The organism is Tsuneonella amylolytica, from assembly GCF_003626915.1.
Classification (GTDB): domain Bacteria; phylum Pseudomonadota; class Alphaproteobacteria; order Sphingomonadales; family Sphingomonadaceae; genus Tsuneonella; species Tsuneonella amylolytica.
Genome location: NZ_CP032570.1, coordinates 2,360,346 through 2,381,531, shown reverse-complemented (window position 1 = coordinate 2,381,531; position 21,186 = coordinate 2,360,346). Strand labels below are relative to the sequence as shown.

21 protein-coding genes and 1 tRNA gene are annotated in these 21,186 nt (G+C 65.5%); 2 read left to right on the top strand and 20 right to left on the bottom strand.

Translation table 11 applies throughout. The features are described 5' to 3' along the window. Positions 1-22 precede the first annotated feature (22 nt). From D4766_RS11670 to pyrH, 8 genes are all read right to left on the bottom strand, one after another. Positions 23-706, bottom strand: coding sequence for an OmpH family outer membrane protein (locus tag D4766_RS11670; RefSeq protein WP_120717601.1), 684 nt, complete (start codon positions 704-706; stop codon positions 23-25). Next, a complete protein-coding gene (gene bamA, locus D4766_RS11665) occupies positions 706-3,411 on the bottom strand; it encodes an outer membrane protein assembly factor BamA (protein ID WP_407701494.1) in 2,706 nt (901 codons plus the stop codon). The genes D4766_RS11670 and bamA overlap by 1 nt, the downstream gene beginning before the upstream one ends. A gap of 175 nt (positions 3,412-3,586) precedes the next feature. Beyond that, a complete protein-coding gene (rseP, locus tag D4766_RS11660) occupies positions 3,587-4,705 on the bottom strand; it encodes an RIP metalloprotease RseP (RefSeq protein ID WP_234024798.1) in 1,119 nt (372 codons plus the stop codon). Position 4,706: 1 nt separating this feature from the next. Further along, positions 4,707-5,858 carry a 1-deoxy-D-xylulose-5-phosphate reductoisomerase gene (locus tag D4766_RS11655; RefSeq protein WP_120717599.1) on the bottom strand — a complete coding sequence of 384 codons (1,152 nt, stop codon included), beginning with the start codon at positions 5,856-5,858 and terminating at the stop codon, positions 4,707-4,709. Continuing rightward, positions 5,858-6,583 carry a phosphatidate cytidylyltransferase gene (locus D4766_RS11650; RefSeq protein ID WP_120717598.1) on the bottom strand — a complete coding sequence of 242 codons (726 nt, stop codon included), beginning with the start codon at positions 6,581-6,583 and terminating at the stop codon, positions 5,858-5,860. The genes D4766_RS11655 and D4766_RS11650 overlap by 1 nt, the downstream gene beginning before the upstream one ends. After that, positions 6,570-7,253, bottom strand: a complete 684-nt coding sequence (gene uppS / locus D4766_RS11645; RefSeq protein ID WP_120717597.1) for a polyprenyl diphosphate synthase — start codon at positions 7,251-7,253, stop codon at positions 6,570-6,572. The genes D4766_RS11650 and uppS overlap by 14 nt, the downstream gene beginning before the upstream one ends. A gap of 25 nt (positions 7,254-7,278) precedes the next feature. Continuing rightward, positions 7,279-7,836 carry a ribosome recycling factor gene (frr, locus tag D4766_RS11640; protein WP_120717596.1) on the bottom strand — a complete coding sequence of 186 codons (558 nt, stop codon included), beginning with the start codon at positions 7,834-7,836 and terminating at the stop codon, positions 7,279-7,281. Between the two features lie 2 nt (positions 7,837-7,838). Next, positions 7,839-8,558: a UMP kinase gene (gene pyrH / locus D4766_RS11635; protein WP_120717595.1), complete on the bottom strand. Its 720-nt coding sequence runs from the start codon at positions 8,556-8,558 to the stop codon at positions 7,839-7,841. 54 nt (positions 8,559-8,612) lie between these two features. Here pyrH and D4766_RS11630 point away from each other — a divergent pair, with 54 nt between their 5' ends. Then, the gene (locus tag D4766_RS11630; RefSeq protein WP_120717594.1) at positions 8,613-9,494 is read left to right on the top strand and encodes a metallophosphoesterase; all 882 of its coding nucleotides are present in this window, start codon (positions 8,613-8,615) and stop codon (positions 9,492-9,494) included. 36 nt (positions 9,495-9,530) lie between these two features. Here the strand turns inward: D4766_RS11630 and tsf are convergent, their stop codons facing one another. The 8 genes from tsf to D4766_RS11595 form a co-directional block, all read right to left on the bottom strand. Further along, positions 9,531-10,457 carry a translation elongation factor Ts gene (tsf, locus tag D4766_RS11625; protein WP_120717593.1) on the bottom strand — a complete coding sequence of 309 codons (927 nt, stop codon included), beginning with the start codon at positions 10,455-10,457 and terminating at the stop codon, positions 9,531-9,533. Positions 10,458-10,535: 78 nt separating this feature from the next. Next, positions 10,536-11,294 carry a 30S ribosomal protein S2 gene (gene rpsB, locus D4766_RS11620; RefSeq protein ID WP_120717592.1) on the bottom strand — a complete coding sequence of 253 codons (759 nt, stop codon included), beginning with the start codon at positions 11,292-11,294 and terminating at the stop codon, positions 10,536-10,538. 541 nt (positions 11,295-11,835) lie between these two features. Next, on the bottom strand, positions 11,836-12,693 hold the full coding sequence (locus tag D4766_RS11615) for a CDP-alcohol phosphatidyltransferase family protein (RefSeq protein ID WP_120717591.1): 858 nt from the start codon (positions 12,691-12,693) through the stop codon (positions 11,836-11,838). Beyond that, a complete protein-coding gene (locus tag D4766_RS11610; protein ID WP_120717590.1) occupies positions 12,693-13,442 on the bottom strand; it encodes a phosphatidylserine decarboxylase in 750 nt (249 codons plus the stop codon). The genes D4766_RS11615 and D4766_RS11610 overlap by 1 nt, the downstream gene beginning before the upstream one ends. A 38-nt stretch (positions 13,443-13,480) precedes the next feature. Then, complete coding sequence (locus tag D4766_RS11605) at positions 13,481-14,602, bottom strand: beta-ketoacyl-ACP synthase III (protein ID WP_120717589.1); 1,122 nt, start codon at positions 14,600-14,602, stop codon at positions 13,481-13,483. 84 nt (positions 14,603-14,686) lie between these two features. Beyond that, positions 14,687-15,745, bottom strand: coding sequence for an acyltransferase family protein (locus D4766_RS11600; RefSeq protein ID WP_120717588.1), 1,059 nt, complete (start codon positions 15,743-15,745; stop codon positions 14,687-14,689). An 87-nt stretch (positions 15,746-15,832) separates the two neighbouring features. After that, positions 15,833-15,979: a hypothetical protein gene (locus D4766_RS13880; RefSeq protein WP_162935758.1), complete on the bottom strand. Its 147-nt coding sequence runs from the start codon at positions 15,977-15,979 to the stop codon at positions 15,833-15,835. 63 nt (positions 15,980-16,042) lie between these two features. Then, positions 16,043-16,128 (bottom strand) — tRNA-Tyr (locus tag D4766_RS11595). A gap of 119 nt (positions 16,129-16,247) precedes the next feature. Here D4766_RS11595 and rlmB point away from each other — a divergent pair. Further along, complete coding sequence (gene rlmB / locus D4766_RS11590; RefSeq protein ID WP_120717587.1) at positions 16,248-17,039, top strand: 23S rRNA (guanosine(2251)-2'-O)-methyltransferase RlmB; 792 nt, start codon at positions 16,248-16,250, stop codon at positions 17,037-17,039. Positions 17,040-17,069: 30 nt separating this feature from the next. On the opposite strand, the gene D4766_RS11585 is transcribed toward rlmB, so the two are convergent. From D4766_RS11585 to D4766_RS11570, 4 genes are all read right to left on the bottom strand, one after another. Beyond that, positions 17,070-17,342 carry an HU family DNA-binding protein gene (locus D4766_RS11585; protein WP_120717586.1) on the bottom strand — a complete coding sequence of 91 codons (273 nt, stop codon included), beginning with the start codon at positions 17,340-17,342 and terminating at the stop codon, positions 17,070-17,072. Positions 17,343-17,516: 174 nt separating this feature from the next. Further along, positions 17,517-19,907 (bottom strand): endopeptidase La, encoded by a 2,391-nt coding sequence (gene lon, locus D4766_RS11580; RefSeq protein WP_120717585.1) that lies wholly within the window; start codon positions 19,905-19,907, stop codon positions 17,517-17,519. Positions 19,908-19,990: 83 nt separating this feature from the next. Beyond that, a complete protein-coding gene (locus tag D4766_RS11575) occupies positions 19,991-20,284 on the bottom strand; it encodes a hypothetical protein (RefSeq protein ID WP_120717584.1) in 294 nt (97 codons plus the stop codon). An 80-nt stretch (positions 20,285-20,364) separates the two neighbouring features. After that, entirely contained in the window at positions 20,365-21,159 is a 795-nt protein-coding gene (locus D4766_RS11570) for a class II aldolase/adducin family protein (RefSeq protein WP_234024797.1), read from the bottom strand. Positions 21,160-21,186 lie beyond the last annotated feature (27 nt).

The window sequence follows — 21,186 nt, the reverse complement described above, 5'->3', positions numbered from 1 at the left end:
GCCCTGCCCCCGTCTTCGCGGCTTAGCGGCCGGTGGCGGCCGGCGGATTGGTCGCCGGAGCGGTTGGCTGCGTGCCGGTGGCGGCAGCGGCGGCGGCCTGCTGTTCGCGGATCTGGCGCGGCTGCCAGCCCTGCGGCGGGACGAGCTGCGCGCTCGGCAGCAGGGTGTTGAGTTCGTTCAGCACGTCCTGCGTGATGTTGTACGCCGCGTCAGCATAGAGCACAGCACCCTGCGTCGGGTCGAGGATCAGCTGAATGTTCTTGCGCTTCGCGGCGTTCTGCACCGCGGCGTCGAGCTTGTCCTCGATCTGCTCGGTCACGTAGGCCTGGCTGAGCGCGATGGGCTGGACGAGCTGCTGCAGTTCCTGCTGGCCCGACTGCTGGATCTGCTGGATCGCCTGCGCCTGATTGGCGAGCGCCGGGTTGTTGGCGTTCGCTTGCCGGTCGGCGTTGAACTTGGTGATCAGCGGCTGGATTTGCGCGGCGATGGCGTTGCGGCGCGCCTCGGCCTGGTCGTACTGCGCCTTGTAGGTCACCGGGCGCTGCTGCTCGGCGGTCTTGTAAGCGTTGGAGTTGGCGACGACCGCCGGCAGGCTGACGACGCCAATGCCCTTGACCACCTGCGCGGCGGCGGGCGCTGCGGCGATCGGCGAGACGGCGGCGATTGCGACGCCGGCGGCGAGGAGGGACTTGGTGAAGGTGTTCATCAGAATTGAGTTCCTACGTTGAACGTGAAGCGCTTGGTGTCGTCACCGGGCTGCTTCAACAGGACCTGGGCAAAATCGATCCTGAACGGACCGAAGGGCGAATTCCAGTTGACGCCGATGCCGACCGAAACGCGCGGCGACGGCGTGTCGCCGAGATAGACTTCCTGGAAAGGCGCGATGTTGTTGAGCAGCGGCGTGTTCGCCGTGCCGTTCGGCGCCGTCGGGGTGGTCACGATCGTGGTCGAGGTCGTGCCGTCGGCGTTCGTAACGACCTGCGTGAACAGCGGATTGCCCGCTGCGTCGCGCTGGGCGAAGTTGATCCCGCCCGGAAACGGGCTGTTTTGGAGCTGCGGATTGCGCGCGCCCCACAACGCCCCGACATCGACGAAGACCGACGGACGAAGGCCGAGTTCCTTGACCGAGCTTCCGAGCGGAATTTCAAGTTCTGCGCGGCCGAGGTAGTAGTAATTACCGCCCAGCGCGTCGTCCGACACCCGGTTGCGATCGGTGATGATCTCGGGAACCCCGTCGCCATCCGAATCGACGATCGGCTGGCGCAGCACGCGCGGGCCGACGCCGCGGATGTCGAAACCACGCATCTGCGGTTCGCCGAGGAAGAAGCGGTCGGTCAACTGCACGCTGTCGCCGCCCAGCCCCTTGATCGCGCCGCCTTCCGCGCGGAGCCCGAAAATGAACCCCTTGCCGAGCGGGAAGTACTGCGCCGCGTTGGCGCGCACGCGGGCGTACTTCACCGACCCGCCGAGCCCGGCGAACTCGCCGGTGATCGAGGCGGAGCGGCCCCTCGTCGGGCGCAGGCGGCTGTCGAGCGAATCGTAGGCCAGCGTCAGGCCAAGGATCGAACTGGTGCGCTTGCCCACCGCTTCGCACAGGTAGCGGCCCGCCAGCAGTGGATCGCATTCCAGCAGGCCCGGGGTCTGCCGGTCGGTGAAGAACTGCGACTGGTCGAGTGACACGTCGTCAAAGTTCAGCGTGTAGCTGCCGATCGCCGACATGTACTCGGTCAGCGGCACGCCGAGCCGCAGCTGGCCGCCGGTGGTGGTCTGCTGGAAGGTCGTGTTGCGATCGTTGTTGAGGTAGTTGAAACTGTTGAGATCGCGCCGGTAGATGTCGACGCCCGCCGAGATGTTGCGGTCGAACACGTAGGGTTCGGCGAAGCTCAGGTTCGCGCTCTTGGAATAGCGCGAGTAGTTCACGCCCGCGCCGACCGTCTGGCCGCGGCCGCGGAAGTTGCGCTGCTGGATCGAGGCGGCGAGGATGAAGCTCTCGATCGAGGAGAAGCCCGCCGACAGCTGCAGCTGGCCGGTCGCCTGCTCTTCCACGTTGGCCTCGAGCGCGATGCGGTCGGGCGTGGTGCCCTGCCGCTGTGCGATCTCGAAGTTCTCCTGAAAGTATCCCAGCGACCTGATGCGGTTTTCCGACCGCTTCACCTGCAGCGAGTTGAACGCGTCGCCTTCCAGGATGCGGAATTCGCGGCGGATGACCTTGTCCTGCGTCAGCGTGTTGCCGTTGACGTCGACCCGCTCGACATAGACGCGCGGCGCCTCCTTCAGGACGAACGTAACGTCCATCGTGAGGTCTTCCTTGTTCCGGCGGAACTCGGGCTCGACGTCGGCGAAGGCGTAGCCGAAGGTACCGGCCAGCTCGGTGAACTGCTCGCTGGTGTCCTCGACCGACTTGGCATCGTACCAGTCGCCGGTCTTCATCGGAAGGTTGCGCTCGAGCGCGTCCTGATTGAAATCGCGCAGCTCGCTCTTCACGGCGAGATCGCCGAACTTGTATCGCTCGCCTTCCTCGACCACGTAGGTGATGATGAAGTCGCGCTTGTCGGGCGTCAGCTCGGCGACGGCGGACACGACGCGGAAGTCGGCGTAGCCGTTGGTCAGGTAGAACTGGCGCAGCTTCTGCTGGTCGAACGCGAGGCGATCCGGATCGTAGCTGGTACCCGACGACAGGATATTGCGAAGGCTCGACACCTTCGTCACCATCTCGCTGCGCAGCTCGCCGTCGGAGAACGCCTCGTTGCCGAGAATGTTGATCTGGCGGACCTTGGACTTGGGACCCTCGTCGATCTCGAAAACCACATCGACGCGGTTCTGCGACAGTTCGACCATCTTGGGTTCGACCGTCGCGGCGAAGCGGCCCTGCCGCTTGTAGAGTTCGACGATGCGCGCCACGTCGGCACGAACCTTCGACCGGGTGAAGATCTGGCGCGGGGCGAGGCGGATCTCGGGGAGGATCTTGTCCTCCTTCAGCCGCTTGTTGCCCTCCAGCACGATGCGGTTGATCACCGGGTTCTCGACCACGGTTATCACGACTTCGCCGTTGTTGTTCACGATGCTCGCGTTCGAGAACAGCTCGGTCGCGTACAGATCCTTCAGTGCCTGGTCGGCGGCGGCCTGGGTGTAGACCTGACCCGGGCGCAGGCGAATGTAGCTGATGATCGTCTGGGGCTCGAGCCGCTGGGCCCCCGATACGCCGATGGTGCGGATTGTATCGCCCTGCGGGGTCGCGGCTGCCGGCGCGACCGGAGCCGGAGCCGCGGTGGCGGGCGCGGTATCCTGCGCCGCGGCGGGCGTCGGCATTCCGCCGAGCACCGTTCCGCCGAGTAGCGCCAGCATGAGCCTGGCCGCCGGGCGGGTGCTTGTGCCGGCCCCCTGAGGGGTGTCAGCGTCGCGTGCCATCATCGAGAAGGGACTCCGTCCAAATCCAGTTTTAGTCGTGCGCGGGAATAGATGTGCCGTGCGCCGATTGCCGCACCGGGCGTCCGGCGGCAGGTGCGCCGCCCCTTGCCCGATAGCAGGTCCCCGATCAAGCGGCGCAAGGGTATTGTGCCCGCGAGCGATCCTCGTGTTTCGCCCGCTACCGGCCGAAGATCGGCAGCGACAGCAGGTCGTTTATCGTAACGAACAGCATCAGCGCGAGGATTACCGCCACGCCGGCACGGAACGCCATTTCCTGACCGCGAGCACCGATGGGTTTCCGGCGGACCGCTTCGGCCGCGTAGAAAGCCAGGTGTCCTCCGTCGAGGGCAGGAATTGGCAACAGGTTGATGAATGCCAAATTAAGCGAGATCAGCGCGGCGAACCATACGAACGCCTGCGGGCCGAGGCTGAGCTGCTCGCCCGAATACTTCGCGATCTTGATCGGCCCGCCCAATTCTTCGACCGATCGCTGACCGGTGACGATCTGCCCGACGCCGACGATCATCATATCGATGACCTGACCGCTCTGAACGAATGCATGGCTCACCGCCTCGCCCAGCCCCATCGGCACCATCCGCGGTTCGACCGCATAGATGCCCAGAAGGCCGATGCGCGATTCGTTGCCGAACTTGTCACTGACCGTGGTCGATCCGGTGGTCAGAGGTATGTCCTGCCTTGCCCCGTCGCGCTCGACGGTCAGCACCATCCGCTTGCCCGGATAGAGTGCGACCTCCTGCTTGATGGTCATGAAGTCGTCCACAGGGGCGCCGTCGAGCGCGACCACGCGGTCGCCGATCTGGAGCCCGGCGGCTTGGGCCACCGACCCTTCAGCGAAGCGGTCGATCACCGGCGGTGCCTCCACCCGGCCGTACGATGCGTTGAAGGTGGCGAAAATGGCGAGCGCCACGATCAGGTTGGTCACCGGTCCGGCGGCCACGATGAGCGCGCGCTGCCACAGCGGGGCATGATGGAAGCTGCCGTCCCGGTCGCCCGGCCCCATCGCTGCAATCGCGTCGGCATCGGGGATGCTGGCGGGGTTCATGTCGCCCTTGAACTGGCAGTATCCGCCCAGCGGCAGCAGCGACAGCTTCCAGCGGGTGCCGCGCCGGTCGGTGAAGCCCGCGACTTCCTTCCCGAAGCCGACCGAGAACGCTTCCACCCCCACGCCGAACAGCCGGCCGACGAGGTAGTGTCCGAATTCGTGAACCGTCACGAGAGGTCCCAGCAGCAACAGGAACCCGACGATGTAGAGCCAGAAAGGCGGCGATTCGATCAAGTCAGGTCGTCTCCAGCAATGCGCCCGCCCATGCCCTCGCCTCGGCATCGACGGCGAGCACATCGTCGAGCGTCTGCGGCGCGGAAGGGAGCGAGCGATCCAAGGTCCGCTCGACCGTTACGGCGATCCGGGTGAACGCAATCTTGCCGGCGAGGAAAGCGGCGACCGCGATCTCGTTCGCGGCGTTGAGTACCGCCGGCGCCGCGCCGCCCGCCTGCGCGGCCTCGCGCGCGAGGCGCGTCGCGGGGAAGCGAACCTCGTCGGGTGCCTCGAACGTCAGGCTGCCGATGGCCGCCAGGTCGAGCGGGTCCATCGGCGTGTCCATCCGGCCGGGCCATGCCAGGCAGCTCGCGATCGGAACCCGCATGTCGCTGGGGCCGAGCTGCGCGAGCGTGGACCCGTCGCGATATTCGACCATCGAATGGATCACGCTTTGCGGGTGGACCACGATGCCGATCTTTTCCAGGCCGACCGCAAACAGGTGGTGCGCCTCGATGAATTCCAGCCCCTTGTTCATCATGGTGGCGGAATCGACGCTGATCTTCGCGCCCATGTCCCAGTTGGGATGGGCGACGGCCTCAGCCGGGGTCGCCGCGTCGAGCCGGGCCTGGCTCCATGTCCGCAGGGGCCCGCCGCTGGCGGTTAGGGTGATCCTGCGCACGTCCTCGATCCGGTTTCCGGCAAGGCACTGGAAGATCGCGTTGTGCTCGCTATCGACCGGCAGCAAAATCGCGCCGTGCTTCGCGACGGCGGCGGTCATCACCTCGCCCGCGGATACCAGCGCCTCCTTGTTGGCGAGCGCGACCGTGCGTCCTTGCTCGATCGCCGCCATCGTCGGGGCGAGGCCAGCGCAGCCGACGATTGCTGCGACGGTGACGTCCGCTTCGCGCGATGCCGCATCCACCAGCGCCTCCGCGCCGCCGGCCGTCTCGATGCCGGTGCCCGAAAGCGCCTCGCGCAAGGCGGGCAGGCAGCTTTCGTCGGCAACGACCGCGATGGCGGCGCCGAATTCGCGTGCGAGCGCGGCGAGTTCCTCGACATTGCAGTTCGCGGTCAGCGCGACCACACGCCATTGATCACGGTTGCGACGAACTAGGTCGAGGGTCGATGCCCCGACCGAACCGGTCGCGCCCAGAACGGTCAGCGTCCGCATCAGTTGGCCCACATCCAGCCGAGGATGCCGACCGCGATCGCGACGGGAATCATCCCATCGATCCGGTCGAACACGCCGCCGTGACCGGGGATGAGCTTCGAGGAATCCTTCACCCCCGCACGGCGCTTGAGCCAGCTTTCGAAAAAGTCGCCCATTTGCGCTAGTATCGCGAGCCCGGCGCCCAGCAATGCCGCGTACCCCAAATTTTCTGCGCTCAGTGCCAAGCCGAGTTCGAACCGCGGGCCGACGATCCCGCCGTCGATCGACACCACCCACAGGACGACCCAGAGCGCCGCGCCGACCATGCCGCCGAAAAGGCCAGCCCATGTCTTCGACGGGCTGATCGACGGGGCGACCTTGGGTCCGCCGACGGCGCGACCGACGAAATAGGCGAAGGTATCGGTGAAGACGACTGCGCCGACTATGAGAACGACGAGAAAATCGCCCGCCCCCGCCAGCACGCCCGCCGCGGCCGCGAAATAGAGCGCGCCGGCCACGATGGCCGCCAGCCGGTAGGGTATGTTGCGGGTCGCCCCGACGATGAGCAGGACAAATTCGGCGAATGCCGCAAGAGTGACGCAAACGACGAAACCGGCAAAGATCCTGCCGCCGAAAACCAGCGCCGTGACCGCCACCGCCAGCATGATGATGGCGGAAGCCAGCCGAACGGGAAGGTCGCTCTTCTTCGCCGGAGCGGGGGTTTCTGCCGGCTCAACGTCCGCCATATCGTCTCTCCCGACCCGCGAATTGTTCGAGCGCTTCCGCAAGATGAGCGGGCGTGAAATCGGGCCACAGCGTATCGACGAACATCATCTCGGCATAGGCGCATTGCCATAGCAGGAAGTTCGACAGCCGCACCTCCCCGCTGGTTCGGATCAGCAGGTCGAGCGGCGGCAGCGCCGCGGTATCGAGATGCCGCGCAATGGCGTCGGGCGTGATGTCGCCTTCCCGCGCCGCGGCGCTCGCGGCCCGCGCGATCTCCTGCTGCGAGCCGTAGTTGAGGGCCACCGCCAGCGTGCGCGACCCGTTGCTGGTGCGTTCCAGCGCATCCTCGAGCATTTCGACGATATCGGGCGCAAGTCCCCGCCAATCCCCGAGAATGTGCAGCTTCACATCGTTCGATATGAACTCCGGCAGGTCCGATTTCACGAACTTGCGCATCAGGTTCATGAGATCGCCGACCTCGTCCTCCGGGCGCTTCCAGTTCTCGGAACTGAAGGCATAGAGTGTCAGGCACTCGATCGATGTGTCCTTGAGGCTGCGCACGAGTTTGCGCACCGCCTCCACCCCGCGCTGGTGGCCGATGGCGCGCGGCAAGTGCCGGGCCTTCGCCCAGCGACCGTTGCCGTCCATGATGATGGCGACGTGGCGCGCGCCCTCCGCCCCCTCGCCCATCAACCGTCTCCGATTCCCCGCCGCGTCACTGCGAGAGGATTTCCTTCACCTTCGCCTCGACCGCCTTGTCGGTGTCGGCGACGTGCGCGTCGGTCAGTTTCTGGACTTCGTCCTCCGACCGCTTGCGGTCGTCCTCGGAGATGTCCTTCTTCTTCTCGTCGTCCTTCAGTGCTTCCATCCCGTCGCGCCGGACGTTGCGGATCGCGATCTTGGCCTTCTCGCCGTATTCGCCGGCGATCTTGGCGAGGTCCTTGCGACGCTCCTCGGTGAGGTCGGGCAACGGCAGGCGCAGAGTCTGGCCGTCGATCATCGGATTGAGCCCCAGGTTCGACTTGGCGATCCCCTTCTCGACCGCGGTGAGGTTCGACTTGTCCCACACCTGCACGCTCAGCATGCGCGGCTCCGGCGTGGAGACGGTCGCCACCTGGTTCAGCGGCATCATCGCGCCGTAGACCTCAACCACCACGGGATCGAGCAGGCTGGTATTCGCGCGCCCGGTGCGCAGGCCCGAAAGGTCGCCCTTCAGGCTTTCCACCGCGCCCTTCATCCGGCGTTCGATATCGGACTTGTCGTATTTCGCCATGATCAGCTTCCTTGCACTATCGTCTGGACACCCCGCCCCTCCAGCACCTTGGCCAGATTGCCCTGTTCGCGGATCGAGAAGACCACGATCGGGATGCCGTTGTCGCGGCACAGCGCGACGGCGGAAGCGTCCATCACCTTGAGATTGTCTGCCAGCACCCTGTCGTAAGTGACGGTTTCGAAACGCTGCGCCTGCGGGTTCGTCTTCGGATCGCTGTCGTACACCCCGTCGACGCTGGTGCCCTTGAGCAGCGCGTCGCAGCGCATCTCGGCCGCGCGCAGCGCCGCGCCACTGTCGGTCGTGAAATAGGGGGCGCCGACACCGGCCGCGAAGATCACCACGCGCCCCTTCTCGAGGTGCCTTTCGGCGCGCCGGCGGATCACCGGTTCGCACACCGTGTCCATCTGCACGGCCGACTGCACGCGGGTCTGCACGCCGAGCTGTTCGAGCGCGCTCTGCATCGCGAGCGCGTTCATGACGGTGGCCAGCATACCCATGTAATCGGCCTGCGCGCGGTCCATGCCCTGCGCCGCCCCGGCCATGCCGCGGAAGATGTTGCCCCCGCCGATGACGAGACAGATTTCGAGGCCGGTCTCTTTCGCGGCCTTCACTTCCTTCGCCAGTTCCATGACGAACGACGGGTCGATCCCGAACTGCTGCCCGCCCATGAGCACCTCGCCCGAAAGCTTGAGCAACACGCGTTTCATCGGGGGCAAGGCCATGGGGCGTGATTTTTCCGTGTTGCGACTGGGGTTGCGGCTCCTTAGCCATGAAGCATGTGGCAAGCAAAGGGAAAGCCCGGATGGCGGTTTTGGGCTGTCCTCGTCGCGGCGATTGCCGTTACGCTGGTCGCGAGGGCCTGGCACGACACGATGCGCGACCCAGTGACCCGCCATCTGTCTGTAGCCGTCCCCATGGCGGCCGGTCCCGCGAATCCGCGCCGGATCGTCCTCCTCAGCGACCTGCACGTTGCAGCGCCCGACATGCCGCCGTCGCGGCTCGCGCGGATCGCGGCGGAGGTCGACGCGATGAAGCCCGATCTCGTGCTCTTTGCAGGCGACTTCGTCACCGATCGCTGGCTCGCCACCCGTCGCTATTCGACCCGCGCGGCTGTCGCCCCGTTGGCCGGTCTCGACCGGCGCACGGTGCGGCTCGCGGTGCCGGGCAATCACGACCACTGGCGCGATGCAGGCGAACTGGAACGCGAACTGGCGCGCATCGGCATAGGCACGCTGCGCAACGAGGTCGCCAACGTCGGCGGCCTGCTGGTGGCAGGGATCGACGATGCCTATACCGGCCATGCCCGGGTCGGGCGGGTCGCCGGACAGTTGGCCAGAATGGGGCGCGGCGGCGTGGTCCTCAGCCACAGTCCCGATCCCTTCCCGCGCCTCTCGGCGGACACGGGCCTGATGCTCGCCGGACACACACACTGCGGACAGATCGGCTGGCCGTGGGGCGGCGCGCCGGTCACCAACTCGCGATACGGCGGCAAATATGCCTGCGGCGTCATACGCGAACGCGGCAACACCCTCGTCACGAGCGCCGGCCTGGGAACGAGCGTACTGCCGTTTCGCCTGTTCACCCAGCCCGAGATATGGGTGATCGACGTGCGTCCTGTCGCAACGCAAACGGCCGCCGGATCGCTCCGGCGGCCGTGAACGGTAGCAAAGATCGAGGGCGCAGCGCCCGAGCGATCAGCCCTTGACCGCCGCGGCGACTTCGGCGGCGAAGTCGCTTTCTTCCTTCTCGATGCCTTCGCCGAGCTGGAAGCGGACGTAGTCCTTCAGCACGATAGGCGAACCGGCGTCCTTGCCTACCTTGGCCACGACGTCGCTGATGGAGGTCTTGTTGTCCATCACGAACAGCTGGCTGAGGAGAGCGTTCTCCTTGGCGAACTTGGCGATGGCGCCGTCGACCATCTTGGCCTGGACTTCGGCGGGCTTACCGCTTTCGGCGGCCTTTTCGGCAGCGACCTTGCGCTCGCGCTCGATGACTTCGGCGTCGAGGCCGTCGGCATTCAGCGCCTGCGGGAACGCGGCGGCGATGTGCATCGCGAGCTGCTTGCCGAGCGCCTCGAGCGTGGCGGCATCGGCTTCGCTTTCGAGCGCCACCAGCACGCCGATCTTGCCGAGGTTCGGCGCGGCGGCATTGTGGACGTAAGGCACGACGACGCCGTTCGACACTTCGACGTGCTTGATGCGGCGGACCTGCTGGTTCTCGCCGATGGTCGCGACGTTGTCGGTCAGCTTCTCGGCGACGGTGCCGCCACCCGGATAGGCGGCTGCCTTCAGCGCCTCGACGTCGGCAGCGCCTTCGTTCAGCGCGACCTCGGTCGTCTTGCGGACGAAGTCTTGAAACTGGTCGTTCTTGGCGACGAAGTCGGTTTCCGAGTTCACTTCGACGGCCACGCCCTTCGTGCCTTCGACGGCCACGCCGACGAGACCCTCGGCCGCGGTGCGGCTCGACTTCTTGGCGGCGGTGGCAAGGCCCTTGGCGCGCAGCGCGTCGACCGCGGCCTCGATGTCGCCGTTGGAGGCTTCGAGAGCCTTCTTGGCATCCATCATGCCCGCGCCGGTCTTCTCGCGCAGGTTCTTGACATCGGCGGCGGTGAAAGCGGCCATGATCGTATTCCTTCTTAAACGGTTGCGGCGCCGGGACGCTGGGTCCCGGCGCGCCTGGTCAGGTGTGGGAAGCGCTTCTTACGCTTCGGCAGCGGCGGCTTCGGCCGGGGGCTCGGCCATCGCGCCGATGTCCTCGCCCGAATCTACGGTGGCCTTGCCCTTGCCGGTGCTGGCCGCTTCGGCGACCGCGTCGCAGTAGAGGCGCACCGCGCGCGCAGCGTCGTCGTTGCCCGGGATCGGGAAGGCGATGCCGCTGGGATCGACGTTCGAATCGAGCACCGCGACGACTGGGATGCCGAGCACGCCGGCTTCCTTGATCGCGAGGTCTTCCTTGTTCGCGTCGATCACGAACATCACGTCGGGCACGCCGCCCATGTCGCGGATGCCGCCGAGCGAGAGCTCGAGCTTGTCGCGCTTGCGGGTAAGGTTGAGCACTTCCTTCTTGGTGAGGCCGCTCGTGTCGCCCGAAAGCATTTCCTCGAGGTTCTTCAGTTCGCGGATCGAGCCCGAGATCGTCTTCCAGTTGGTGAGCATGCCGCCCAGCCAGCGGTGGTTGACGAAATGCTGGCCCGAACGGCGGGCGGCCTCGGCGATCGGCTCCTGCGCCTGGCGCTTGGTGCCGACGAACAGGACCTTGCCGCCCGAACGAACGGTATCCTGGATGAAGTCGAGCGCGCGCGCCATCAGCGGCACGGTCTGCGACAGGTCGATGATGTGCACACCATTGCGGGCGCCGAAAATGTACGGCTTCATCCGCGGGTTCCAGCGGTGGGTCTGGTGGCCGAAGTGCGCGCCGGCCTCGATGAGTTGCTGCATGGAGACGGTCGGAGCCGCCATAGGTAATTCCTTTCCGGTTGAACCTCTGGAGAGCTGGAACCGGGGCGGTGATCCCGCCGCGCGGCACCGGTATATGGTGCTCTCCATGTGGATTTGCCTGCTGCGATCCAAGGGGATTCGCCGACGACGGCGGGGCACTTAGCGACCGCGCAGGGAAAAATCCACCCTCGTTTCGTCGCACATCAGCCTTCGCCTGGCGCGTAATCGCTTGACGGAGGGGAACAAAAAGGGAACATTGGAACGAGTCGCGGGAACCGCCCTCGACGTGAGGTTTTCCACTAGTCGTCCACAGGCTGTCAACATCGTGACGAACAGCCGGGGTCGCCAAGAAGGTACCGTCCGATGATCGCCGTCCTGTCCATCGCTTTGCTCGCTACCGTCGCCGTCGCCAGTGCATTCGCGCTTGCGGACGCAGCTATTCGCGGCCGGAATGCATTCCGGCTGTTTCGGGGCGACATGGTTCGTTTGGCGAGCGACCGGCGGATTACCGTGACGTTCGCCGATGTCGCCGGGCATGCGGCGATGCCGGTCCTTCGCCCCGTCAGTGCAAATCGCGCGTCGCAGCGTCGAACGGTTCGGGCACAGGTCTCGCGGCCGCTGCGCGCTGCCGCTTGATCCGCGCATAACGCGCGATCGACCAGGGCATCGTGGCGAGATAGCCGAGGCAGATCGCCGACAACGTCCACCACGGTTCCAGCAACAGGGCCGCGAACACCAGACCGACGATCGCGATTACCGCCAGCCGCACGTCGCTGCGCGGACGCATCCGCCCCCAGCTGAGCGTGGCGAGATTGGAAATCATCAGGAATCCGACGAACGCGGTCCACGGCGCCACGAGGCGCGGATCGCGGAACAGAGGCTCGCCAGTCGCCAGCCACAGGTAGACCGGCAGGAACGCCAGCCCCGCCCCCACCGGCGCGGGAATACCGGTCAGGAAACCCGCCGATTTGTGCGGCTGCTCCTTCACGTCGATCTGCGCGTTGAAGCGTGCCAGCCGCAGGGCCCCCGCGATTGCGAACGCCAGTGCGGCAAACCAGCCGAGCCGGGTCAGATCGCCGAGCGACCAGAGGAACAGAATCAGCGCGGGCGCCGTGCCGAAGCTGAGCGAATCGGCGAGGCTGTCGAGCTCCGCCCCGAACCGCGACTGTGCCTTGAGCAGCCGCGCCATTCGCCCGTCGATCCCGTCCAGCACGCCGGCAAGGACGACGGCCAAAACGGCCTCCTTCCACATTCCGCCGATTGCGAACCGGATACCGGTCAGCCCGGCGCACATGGCCGCCGCGGTGATCGCGTTGGGTACCACGCCCCGCATGGCCAGCCCGCGAGACCTGCCGCGTGGTCGCAGCGGAATCTCATCCTCTGCCGCCTTCGGGCCGATCCTCGGCGTTTCGTCCGGCATTACTGGCTCACCCCTTCGATCAGTATCTGCGTGCCGCTTTCCGCAAGCACCGTTTCACCCGCGACCACCGTCTGACCCAGTACGACTTTCGCGCTGGTCCCGGCGGGGAGATAAACATCCACCCGGCTGCCGAAGCGGATCAGGCCCACCCGCTGCCCGGCTGCGACCATGTCGCCGGGCTTGACGAACGGCACGATCCTTCGCGCCACCAGACCGGCGATCTGGGTAAACCCGACCGCAATACCATCCGCCCGCTCGACCAGAATGTGCTGGCGTTCGTTTTCCTCGTTCGCCTTGTCGAGGTCCGCGTTCATGAACCTGCCGGGGATGTAGACGACCCGCCTCACGGTCCCGCCGATGGGGGTACGGTTGATGTGGACGTCGAACACCGACATGAAGATGGAAATGCGGGTAACCGGTCCCGCTCCCAGACCCGGGGCGCCGCTGCCGTCGTCGATCCGCAGTTCGGCCGGAGGTTCGACCTCCGCGATGAGCGACACCAGCCCGTCGGCAGGCGACACGATGAGGTTGTCGCCCTGCGGCACGACCCGTTCCGGATCGCGGAAGAACGCAAGCACGCCCAGCATCAGGAAGGCGAGCGGCCACGCGATCGTTTCCCATGCTAGGACGGCGGTGACGAGACTGGCCGCGCCGGTGATCAGCGCGAACTTGCGCCCTTCCGGATGAACCGAAGGCCAGCGCCAGTGCGCGTCGCCGCGACCCTTGTTGTCGAGTATCTCTCCGGCCATCGGCGAAGGCTTAGGTCGTCGCGCAGCCGCTCACAAGCCTAAGCCGCCTTGCGCACGAAGACGGTGCCGGCGGAATACCCCGCGCCGAACGAGCAGATGAGGCCCGTGTCGCCCGCCGCAAGGTCGGACGAATGCTTGTGGAAGGCGATGATCGAACCGGCGCTGGAGGTGTTGGCGTACGTGTCGAGCACGGTCGGGCTCTCGTCGGCCGTCGCCTCGTGCCCGAGCACCTTTTGCGCGATGAGCCGGTTCATCCCCGCATTCGCCTGGTGAAGCCACAGGCGGCGAAGGGTGTGCGGATCGATGCCGAGCCGCTCCGCTTCCTCCACGATCATCGCCGCGACCATCGGCACGACCTCCTTGAACACCTTGCGTCCTTCCTGGACGAACAGCTTGTCGGCGGTGTCGCTGCTGCCAGGGGCCGTGCGATTGAGGAAGCCGAAGTTGTTGCGGATATTGTTGGAGTAGACGGTCTTCAGTTTCGTGCCGAGAATGTCCCAGTGCCCGGCCGGGGCCATGTCGCTACTTTCGACCAATACGGCGGTCGCGACGTCGCCGAAGATGAAATGGCTGTCCCGGTCGCGCCAGTTGAGGTGGCCGCTGGTGATCTCCGGGCTGACGACCAGCACGCTGCGCGCATTGCCCGCACGAATGTAGTCGGCGGCCGTCTGAATGCCGAAAGTGGCCGACGAGCACGCGACGTTCATGTCGAACCCGAATCCGTCGATCCCCAGCGCATGCTGGATCTCGATCGCCATAGCGGGATAGGCGCGCTGCATGTTCGACGCGGCGCACAGAACCGCATCGACCTCCAAGGGCGCGCGCCCAGCCGCTTCGAGCGCCTGGGTCGCCGCCGCCACCCCGATTTCCGCCATGATCGACAGTTCGTCGTTGGCCCGCTCCGGGATGCGCGGGCACATGGTCTCGGGGTCGAGCACGCTCGCCTTGTCCATGACGTGCCGCGCCTTGATGCCGCTCGCCTTCTCGATGAATTCGACGGAGCTCGGCTCCAGCGCCTGTGTCTCGCCCGCCTCGATCTCGGCATGCCGCTCGGCGTTGAACCGCTCGGCATAGGCGTTGTAACTTGCGACGAGCTCTTCGTTCGAGATCGTTTCTGGCGGAGTGAAGAGGCCGGTGGCCGAGATGACGGGATTGGTCATCGTCGCGGATTAGTCTCGAGCCAGCACTGGGACAAGGTCAACCGTCGACGAAGGATGGTGCAATTCGTCGAACGGCGAGCCTCTCTAGCTCGACACGACGGGGGATGGCCGCCGTCGGCGCAGGATGGAGATAGATTCAATCCTTGGGCCCACCAAAGCCGCGAAACCCAAAATGGCAATGCCTGCAATCACGGCAAACCACGGACTTTCGTTGATGCCGTAAGCAAGCAATGTCAGTGGAAAATGGATCACGTAAAGGGTGTACGAGTAAGCCGCTGCTGCCACCATACGAGGAGCTTTGGGCAGCGCAGCGACGGTCAAGGCCCGAACCATGTGGACGATAAACCACACACCGAACAACATCTGGAAGACAGGGGTTGCCCAGTAGGCAAGATCGTCGGGAGCAAGGATCACGCCCACGATCCCGATCGCCGGCAGCAACGCGACCGCCGCCGAGAAGCGCCCGGACACAGCTGGCAGCTTGTCGTTTGCATGAAGGATCGAGACGACTCCCCCCATGCCCCAGAAAAAGCCCCAGACGATGAACAGTGGGTTGAGGATGATCAGAACCACGATGACGAGAAGGGCCGCATAAGCCATCCTATTCCCGGCCAGCCCCGCAGCCAGCGCTGCCGCCCCGAAGTAGAACCAGACTTCGTACGACAGCGACCACAAGGGGCCGTTGGCCGAGACCGTATACCCGAGGAAATTGTTGAGGAAGAACGCGGTTCGCCAGAACCCTTCGAGAGAGATGACCTCGCGGACCGTGGGATTGACGAATGCACGCGTGCCGCTGGCAAATACATACGGGGCGATCGCCCAACAAACCCAGGTTATCACGAGAGCGAAAACGAATGTCGGAACGATACGGTTGATGCGCGCGGCACCATAGCTGCGCCAATCCAGACCATCGGCACGCAGCTTGCTCACAATCGACTTGTGAATGAAAAAGCCACTGATGCAGAAGAAGGCCATGACGGCAGCGCCAGCCATCGCCGGAAAAAGACGTTCGCCATCGAAATAGAGCGGGACGATATGACCAAGCAAGACGGCAATGGCCGAGCCACCCCGCCACGCATCGAAGTAGCGTGACTGATCCTTCGTGATGCGCTCGTTAGCGAATGGTCGAATTGCGCCTAGCATGATGACTTGTGGCTCCTAGTCGCCACGTAGGCGGAAGGCGAACGCGAAACTCGCTCGTCGGTGCAATCGATCTGGTTAGATCGTCCTTTAGTTGACGAGGAACAGATATCCCCACATCGCTGTCGTGATCAAGGTGACGGCCGCAACCCCGCCCTTCGCCATGCGCGACAGCTTGCGCTGACGCCGCGTTTCTCGGGCCCGCCCCGCCTGAGATGTCGGTATCTTCTTGTCCATAACCGTTTCTGCACGCCCCCACCCGCCGGCGGCAAGTAAAGCCGCCCATCTGCGGAAAAGATATGGTGGACAGGGCTGGATTCGAACCAGCGTACGCTTGCGCGGGCAGATTTACAGTCTGCTGCCTTTAACCACTCGGCCACCTGTCCACACAGGGCCTGCCGGATCGTTTGGGATGACCCCCTTGCAGGGGCCGGCCGGCCGAGAGACGCGCGCAATGGCGAAGCGATGCTTGCCTGTCAACCGCCCTGCTGGCAGGGCGCCGACGATGGCGAAGGGACAACAGAAACGCGCGATGCGCGGACGGGCGGGCCGCATGCAGGGCGGTCGCGGATCGGGACGCGCGAGCACCGGGCAGGTTCGCCTGTGGGGCCGCCATGCGGTCGAGGCTGCACTCAAGAACCCCGAGCGGCAGCATCGCAAGCTGTGGGCGACCCGTGAAGGGGTCGCGTCGCTCGACGGCGAACTACCGAGCGATTTTCCGGTCGAATGGGCCGACGGTGCCGACCTCGCCCGTCTCGTCACTCGCGATGCACCGCATCAGGGCCTCGTTCTGGAATGCGCTCCGCTCGAGGACGTGTTCCTGGCCGATGTGCTCGATGACGATACCGGACCGGTGCTCGTGCTCGATCAGGTGACCGATCCGCACAATGTCGGCGCGATCCTGCGTTCGGCCGCGGCGTTCGGCGCGGCGGCGATCGTGACGCAGGACCGGCATGCCCCGCCCGAATCGGGCGTGCTGGCCAAGAGCGCCAGCGGCGCCCTGGAAATCGTGCCGTGGGTCCGCGTGGTGAACCTCGCCCGTTCGCTCGAGGAACTGGCCGAGGCCGGTTACTGGCGCATCGGTCTCGCGGGCGAAGCCGATGTGACACTGGCCGAGGCGCTGCCCGCAGGCCAGGTCGCGCTGGTTCTGGGGGCGGAAGGAGAAGGGATGCGGCACAACATCGCCGCGCACTGCGATGCGCTCGCCCGGCTACCTATTGCGGAAGTGATGGAAAGCCTCAACGTCTCCAACGCCGCCGCCGTGGCGCTCTACGCGGTAGCCAGCCGCACCGCATAGGAACGCCGATCGCGTCCCCAGCGCGATACGCTAGTTCACGCTGTCCTTGAGCAACTTGCCGGCTTTGAACTTGGGCTGGTTCGACGCCTTGATCTTCATCGGTTCGCCGGTGCGCGGATTGCGCCCGGTCGACGCCTTGCGGCGCGCCACGGTAAACGTGCCGAAGCCGACCAGTCGCACCTCGTCGCCTTTCTTCAGCGCACCCGTAATGGCGTCGAACACGCCTTCGACCGCGCTGGCCGCGTCGCCTTTGGAAAGACCGGCTGTTTCCGCGACAGCCGCCACGAGATCGTTCTTGTTCATTCCTGCCCCCTTGGCGTCGACCGTTCGCCAGGCGATGCCTGCCCAGAATCGGCCCGCTATGAAAGCGCAGGACTTGAAAGGCATTTCAGTCCCGAGTCAAAGGCAAATCCCGGCTTGGACGGTATCCGGACGATTTCGCGCGTCGGATGCCGTTTCCGTAGCGTCGGGTCGATTTCAGTGCGCGGTCGCGCCTTCCCCCCCGGCAGGCGGCACCGGCTGACTGGCAAGATCGTCCGCCTCGGTCCAGTCGATGGGATCGAGCGGCGCGACCAGCGCGCGTTCGAGCACTTGGTCGACATGGCTGACAGGAACGATCTCGAGCCCGTCGCGGATGGCCTGCGGAATCTCCGCCAGATCCTTGACGTTCTCCTCCGGGATAAGGACCGTCTTGATGCCGCCGCGCAGGGCCGCGAGCAGCTTCTCCTTGAGGCCGCCAATGGCCAGGACCCGGCCGCGCAGGGTAACCTCGCCGGTCATCGCCACGTCGGGTCGCACGGCGACCCCCGAAAGGGTGGAGACGATCGACGTCACCATGCCGATACCGGCGCTCGGTCCATCCTTGGGGACGGCACCTTCGGGCAGGTGGATATGGATGTTCTTGCGCTGGAAAATGCGCGGGTTGATTCCGTAGGCGGGGCTGCGGGCCTTCACGAAGCTGAAGGCCGCCGCGACGCTTTCATTCATCACCTCGCCCAGCTTGCCGGTCGTCTTGACCTCGCCCTTGCCCGGCGTGGTGACGCTCTCGATCGACAGCAGTTCGCCGCCGACTTCGGTCCAGGCGAGGCCGGTGACCGCACCCACCTGCGCCTCGGTGTCCGAAACGCCGTGCTTGAACTTCCGGACGCCCGCGAACTCGCCCAGGTTATCCGGCGTGATGGTGACGGCCGTGTCCTTGCCTTCGAGGATACGGCGCAGGCTCTTTCTCGCCAACCGGGCGATCTCGCGCTCCAGGGTCCGGACGCCGGCTTCGCGCGTGTAGTACCGGATGAGGTCGCGCAGCGCGTTTTCGGTCAGCGTGAATTCGCCGTCCTTGAGTCCGTGCGCGTCGACCTGCTTGGCGACGAGATGGCGCTGGGCGATCTCGACCTTCTCGTCTTCGGTGTACCCTTCCAGCCGGATGATCTCCATCCGGTCGAGCAGGGGCTGCGGCAGGTTCAGGCTGTTCGCGGTGGTGACGAACATGATGTCGCTTAGGTCGAGATCGAGCTCGAGATAGTGATCCTGGAACTTCGAGTTCTGTTCCGGATCGAGCACTTCGAGCAGCGCCGAGGCGGGGTCGCCACGAAAATCCTGACCCAGCTTGTCGATCTCGTCGAGCAGGAACAGCGGATTGCTCGTCCCCGCCTTCTTGAGGTTCGAGACGATCTTCCCCGGCAGCGATCCGATGTAGGTGCGGCGGTGGCCCCGGATCTCGGCCTCGTCGCGCACGCCGCCAAGCGACTGGCGCACGAACTCGCGGCCCGTCGCCTTGGCGATCGACTTGCCGAGGCTTGTCTTGCCCACACCCGGCGGGCCGACGAGGCACAGGATCGGCCCCTTCAGCTTGTTGGTCCGCGCCTGCACCGCGAGATATTCGACGATGCGGTCCTTGACCTTCTCGAGGGCGTAATGGTCCTCGTCGAGAACGGCCTGCGCCTTCGCGATGTCCTTCTTGACCTTGCTCTTCTTGCCCCACGGCAGGCCGAGCAGCACGTCGAGATAGTTGCGGATGACGGTCGCCTCGGCGCTCATCGGTTGCATGGTCTTGAGCTTCTTGAGCTCGCTCTCCGCCTTTGCGCGGGCTTCCTTGCTGAGCTTGGTATTGGCGATCTTGTCGGTCAGTTCGGCGATCTCGTCGCCGTCCTCGCCGTCGCCGCCGCCCAGTTCGTTCTGGATCGCCTTCAACTGTTCGTTGAGGTAATACTCGCGCTGCGTCTTCTCCATCTGCCGTTTCACGCGGCCGCGGATTTTGCGCTCGACCTGCAGCACGGAGAGTTCGCCCTCCATGAAGCTCATGACCATTTCCAGCCGCTTCAGCGGGTCGCGTTCGACCAGCAACGCCTGCTTGTCGGCGACCTTGCCCTGCAGGGCGGCAGCGATGGTATCGGCAAGCTCGCCCGCATCGTCGATGTCGCCGAGGTCCTGCCCGGCCCCCTCGCCCAGCTTCTTGTTGAGCTTGGCATAGTCGCCGAACTGTTCGACGACCTGCCGCATCGTCGCGACGACTTCGCTTCCGGCGGCGGTTTCGGGTTCCTTGCGCTCCACCTCGGCGACGACGAAGTTGCCTTCGGCGCGCATGGCGACGAGCGCGGCGCGCGCCGTGCCCTCGACCAGAACGCGCACGGTGCCGTCGGGCATCTTCAGGAGCTGGAGCACCTGGGCGACGACACCGGTATCGTACAGGTCGTCGTCCAAAGGATCGTCGGTTCCGGGATCGAGCTGAGCGACGAGGAAGATGTCCTTCTCGCCTTCCATAGCCGCCTCGAGCGCGGCGACCGACTTGTCGCGGCCGACGAAGAGCGAGACGACCTGGCCGGGGAAGACCACGATATCGCGCAGGGGAAGAAGGGGAAAAAGCTGGTTCATGGGTGAATATCCGTCCTTGGCGGAAGGATATGGGGTCGTCGCCGCAGGGGTGCAATGGCCGCCCGGGGCGGGGCTGTGGACGCCTAGAAATCGACCGCGACGATGCGCGGCTCGGGGGCTGCGTACGGGTTCGCCAGCGATGCGCGGATGACCATCGGTCGAGGCGGAGGCGGCTCGATTACGGTGAGGGTGCGGGGCACCCGGTCCGGACACGCGACCGCCGGGCGCCGGGTCGGCAGGCCTTCCGCCGGTACCGTTGCGACGGAAACCCGGCAGACTGCCATCACCTGCAGCGATACCTGCACGACGCCCCGCGCCTCCCCATCTCCCGAGGGATTTGTAACTGCGAGCGCGGCGATGAGCAGCGAAAGCGCCATGCGCACTGCATGGCGCGAACCCGCCGCCGGTTACATCCGGTTAACCACGCGGGTCCGGATTAGGAACGGTTTAACCCCGATCAGTTGCGGAACGAGGGATCGAGCCGGTCGAGCTTGCGCAGAAGAGCCGGCCACGCGAGGATGTTGGCGACCGCGTTCATGCCGGGCGCAGCGCTTTGCTGGCTGACCTTTTCCGGCGTGCCCTGCGGCGGGTTGTTCAGGTTCTCCCGCCCGGCGCTCAGCATCCGCACCTGCGCCGTGCACGCGCGTTCGATAAAGTACAACCGCAGGAAACACTCGGCGACCGTCCGGCCGATGGCGAGCGTGCCGTGGTTGCGCAGGATCATCGCGTGCTTGTCGCCCATGTCCTCGACCAGCCGTTCGCGTTCCTCGAGGTCGGTCGCGATGCCTTCGTAGTCGTGGTAGGCGATGTCGTGCCGCGCGATCATGCCGGTCTGAGTGTGTTCGAGCAGCCCTTCCGACATCGCGCTCACCGCCTGCCCGTCGGGTGTGTGGAGGTGCATCACCGCGTGGGCATCTTCGCAGTTCATGTGCAGGGCCGAATGGATCGTGAAGCCCGCCGGGTTCACCGGATGGGTCGTCGGGATCACCGGCTGCCCCTCGGTGTCGATCTTGACGAGGCTGGAGGCGGTGATCTCCTCGAACATCATGTCGTAGGGGTTGATGAGGAAATGATGTTCAGGCCCCGGCACGCGGGCCGACAGGTGGGTGAAGATGAGGTCGTCCCACCCGTAGTGCGCGACGAGGCGATAGGCGGCGGCGAGGTCGACGCGGACCGCCCATTCCTCGTCGGACACCTGCGCACGGATGTCGGCATCGTTGCCCGCCGCATTGTCGTTCATCATCGTAGCCATCGCGCCAGTCCTCTCGAGTTTCGTTTC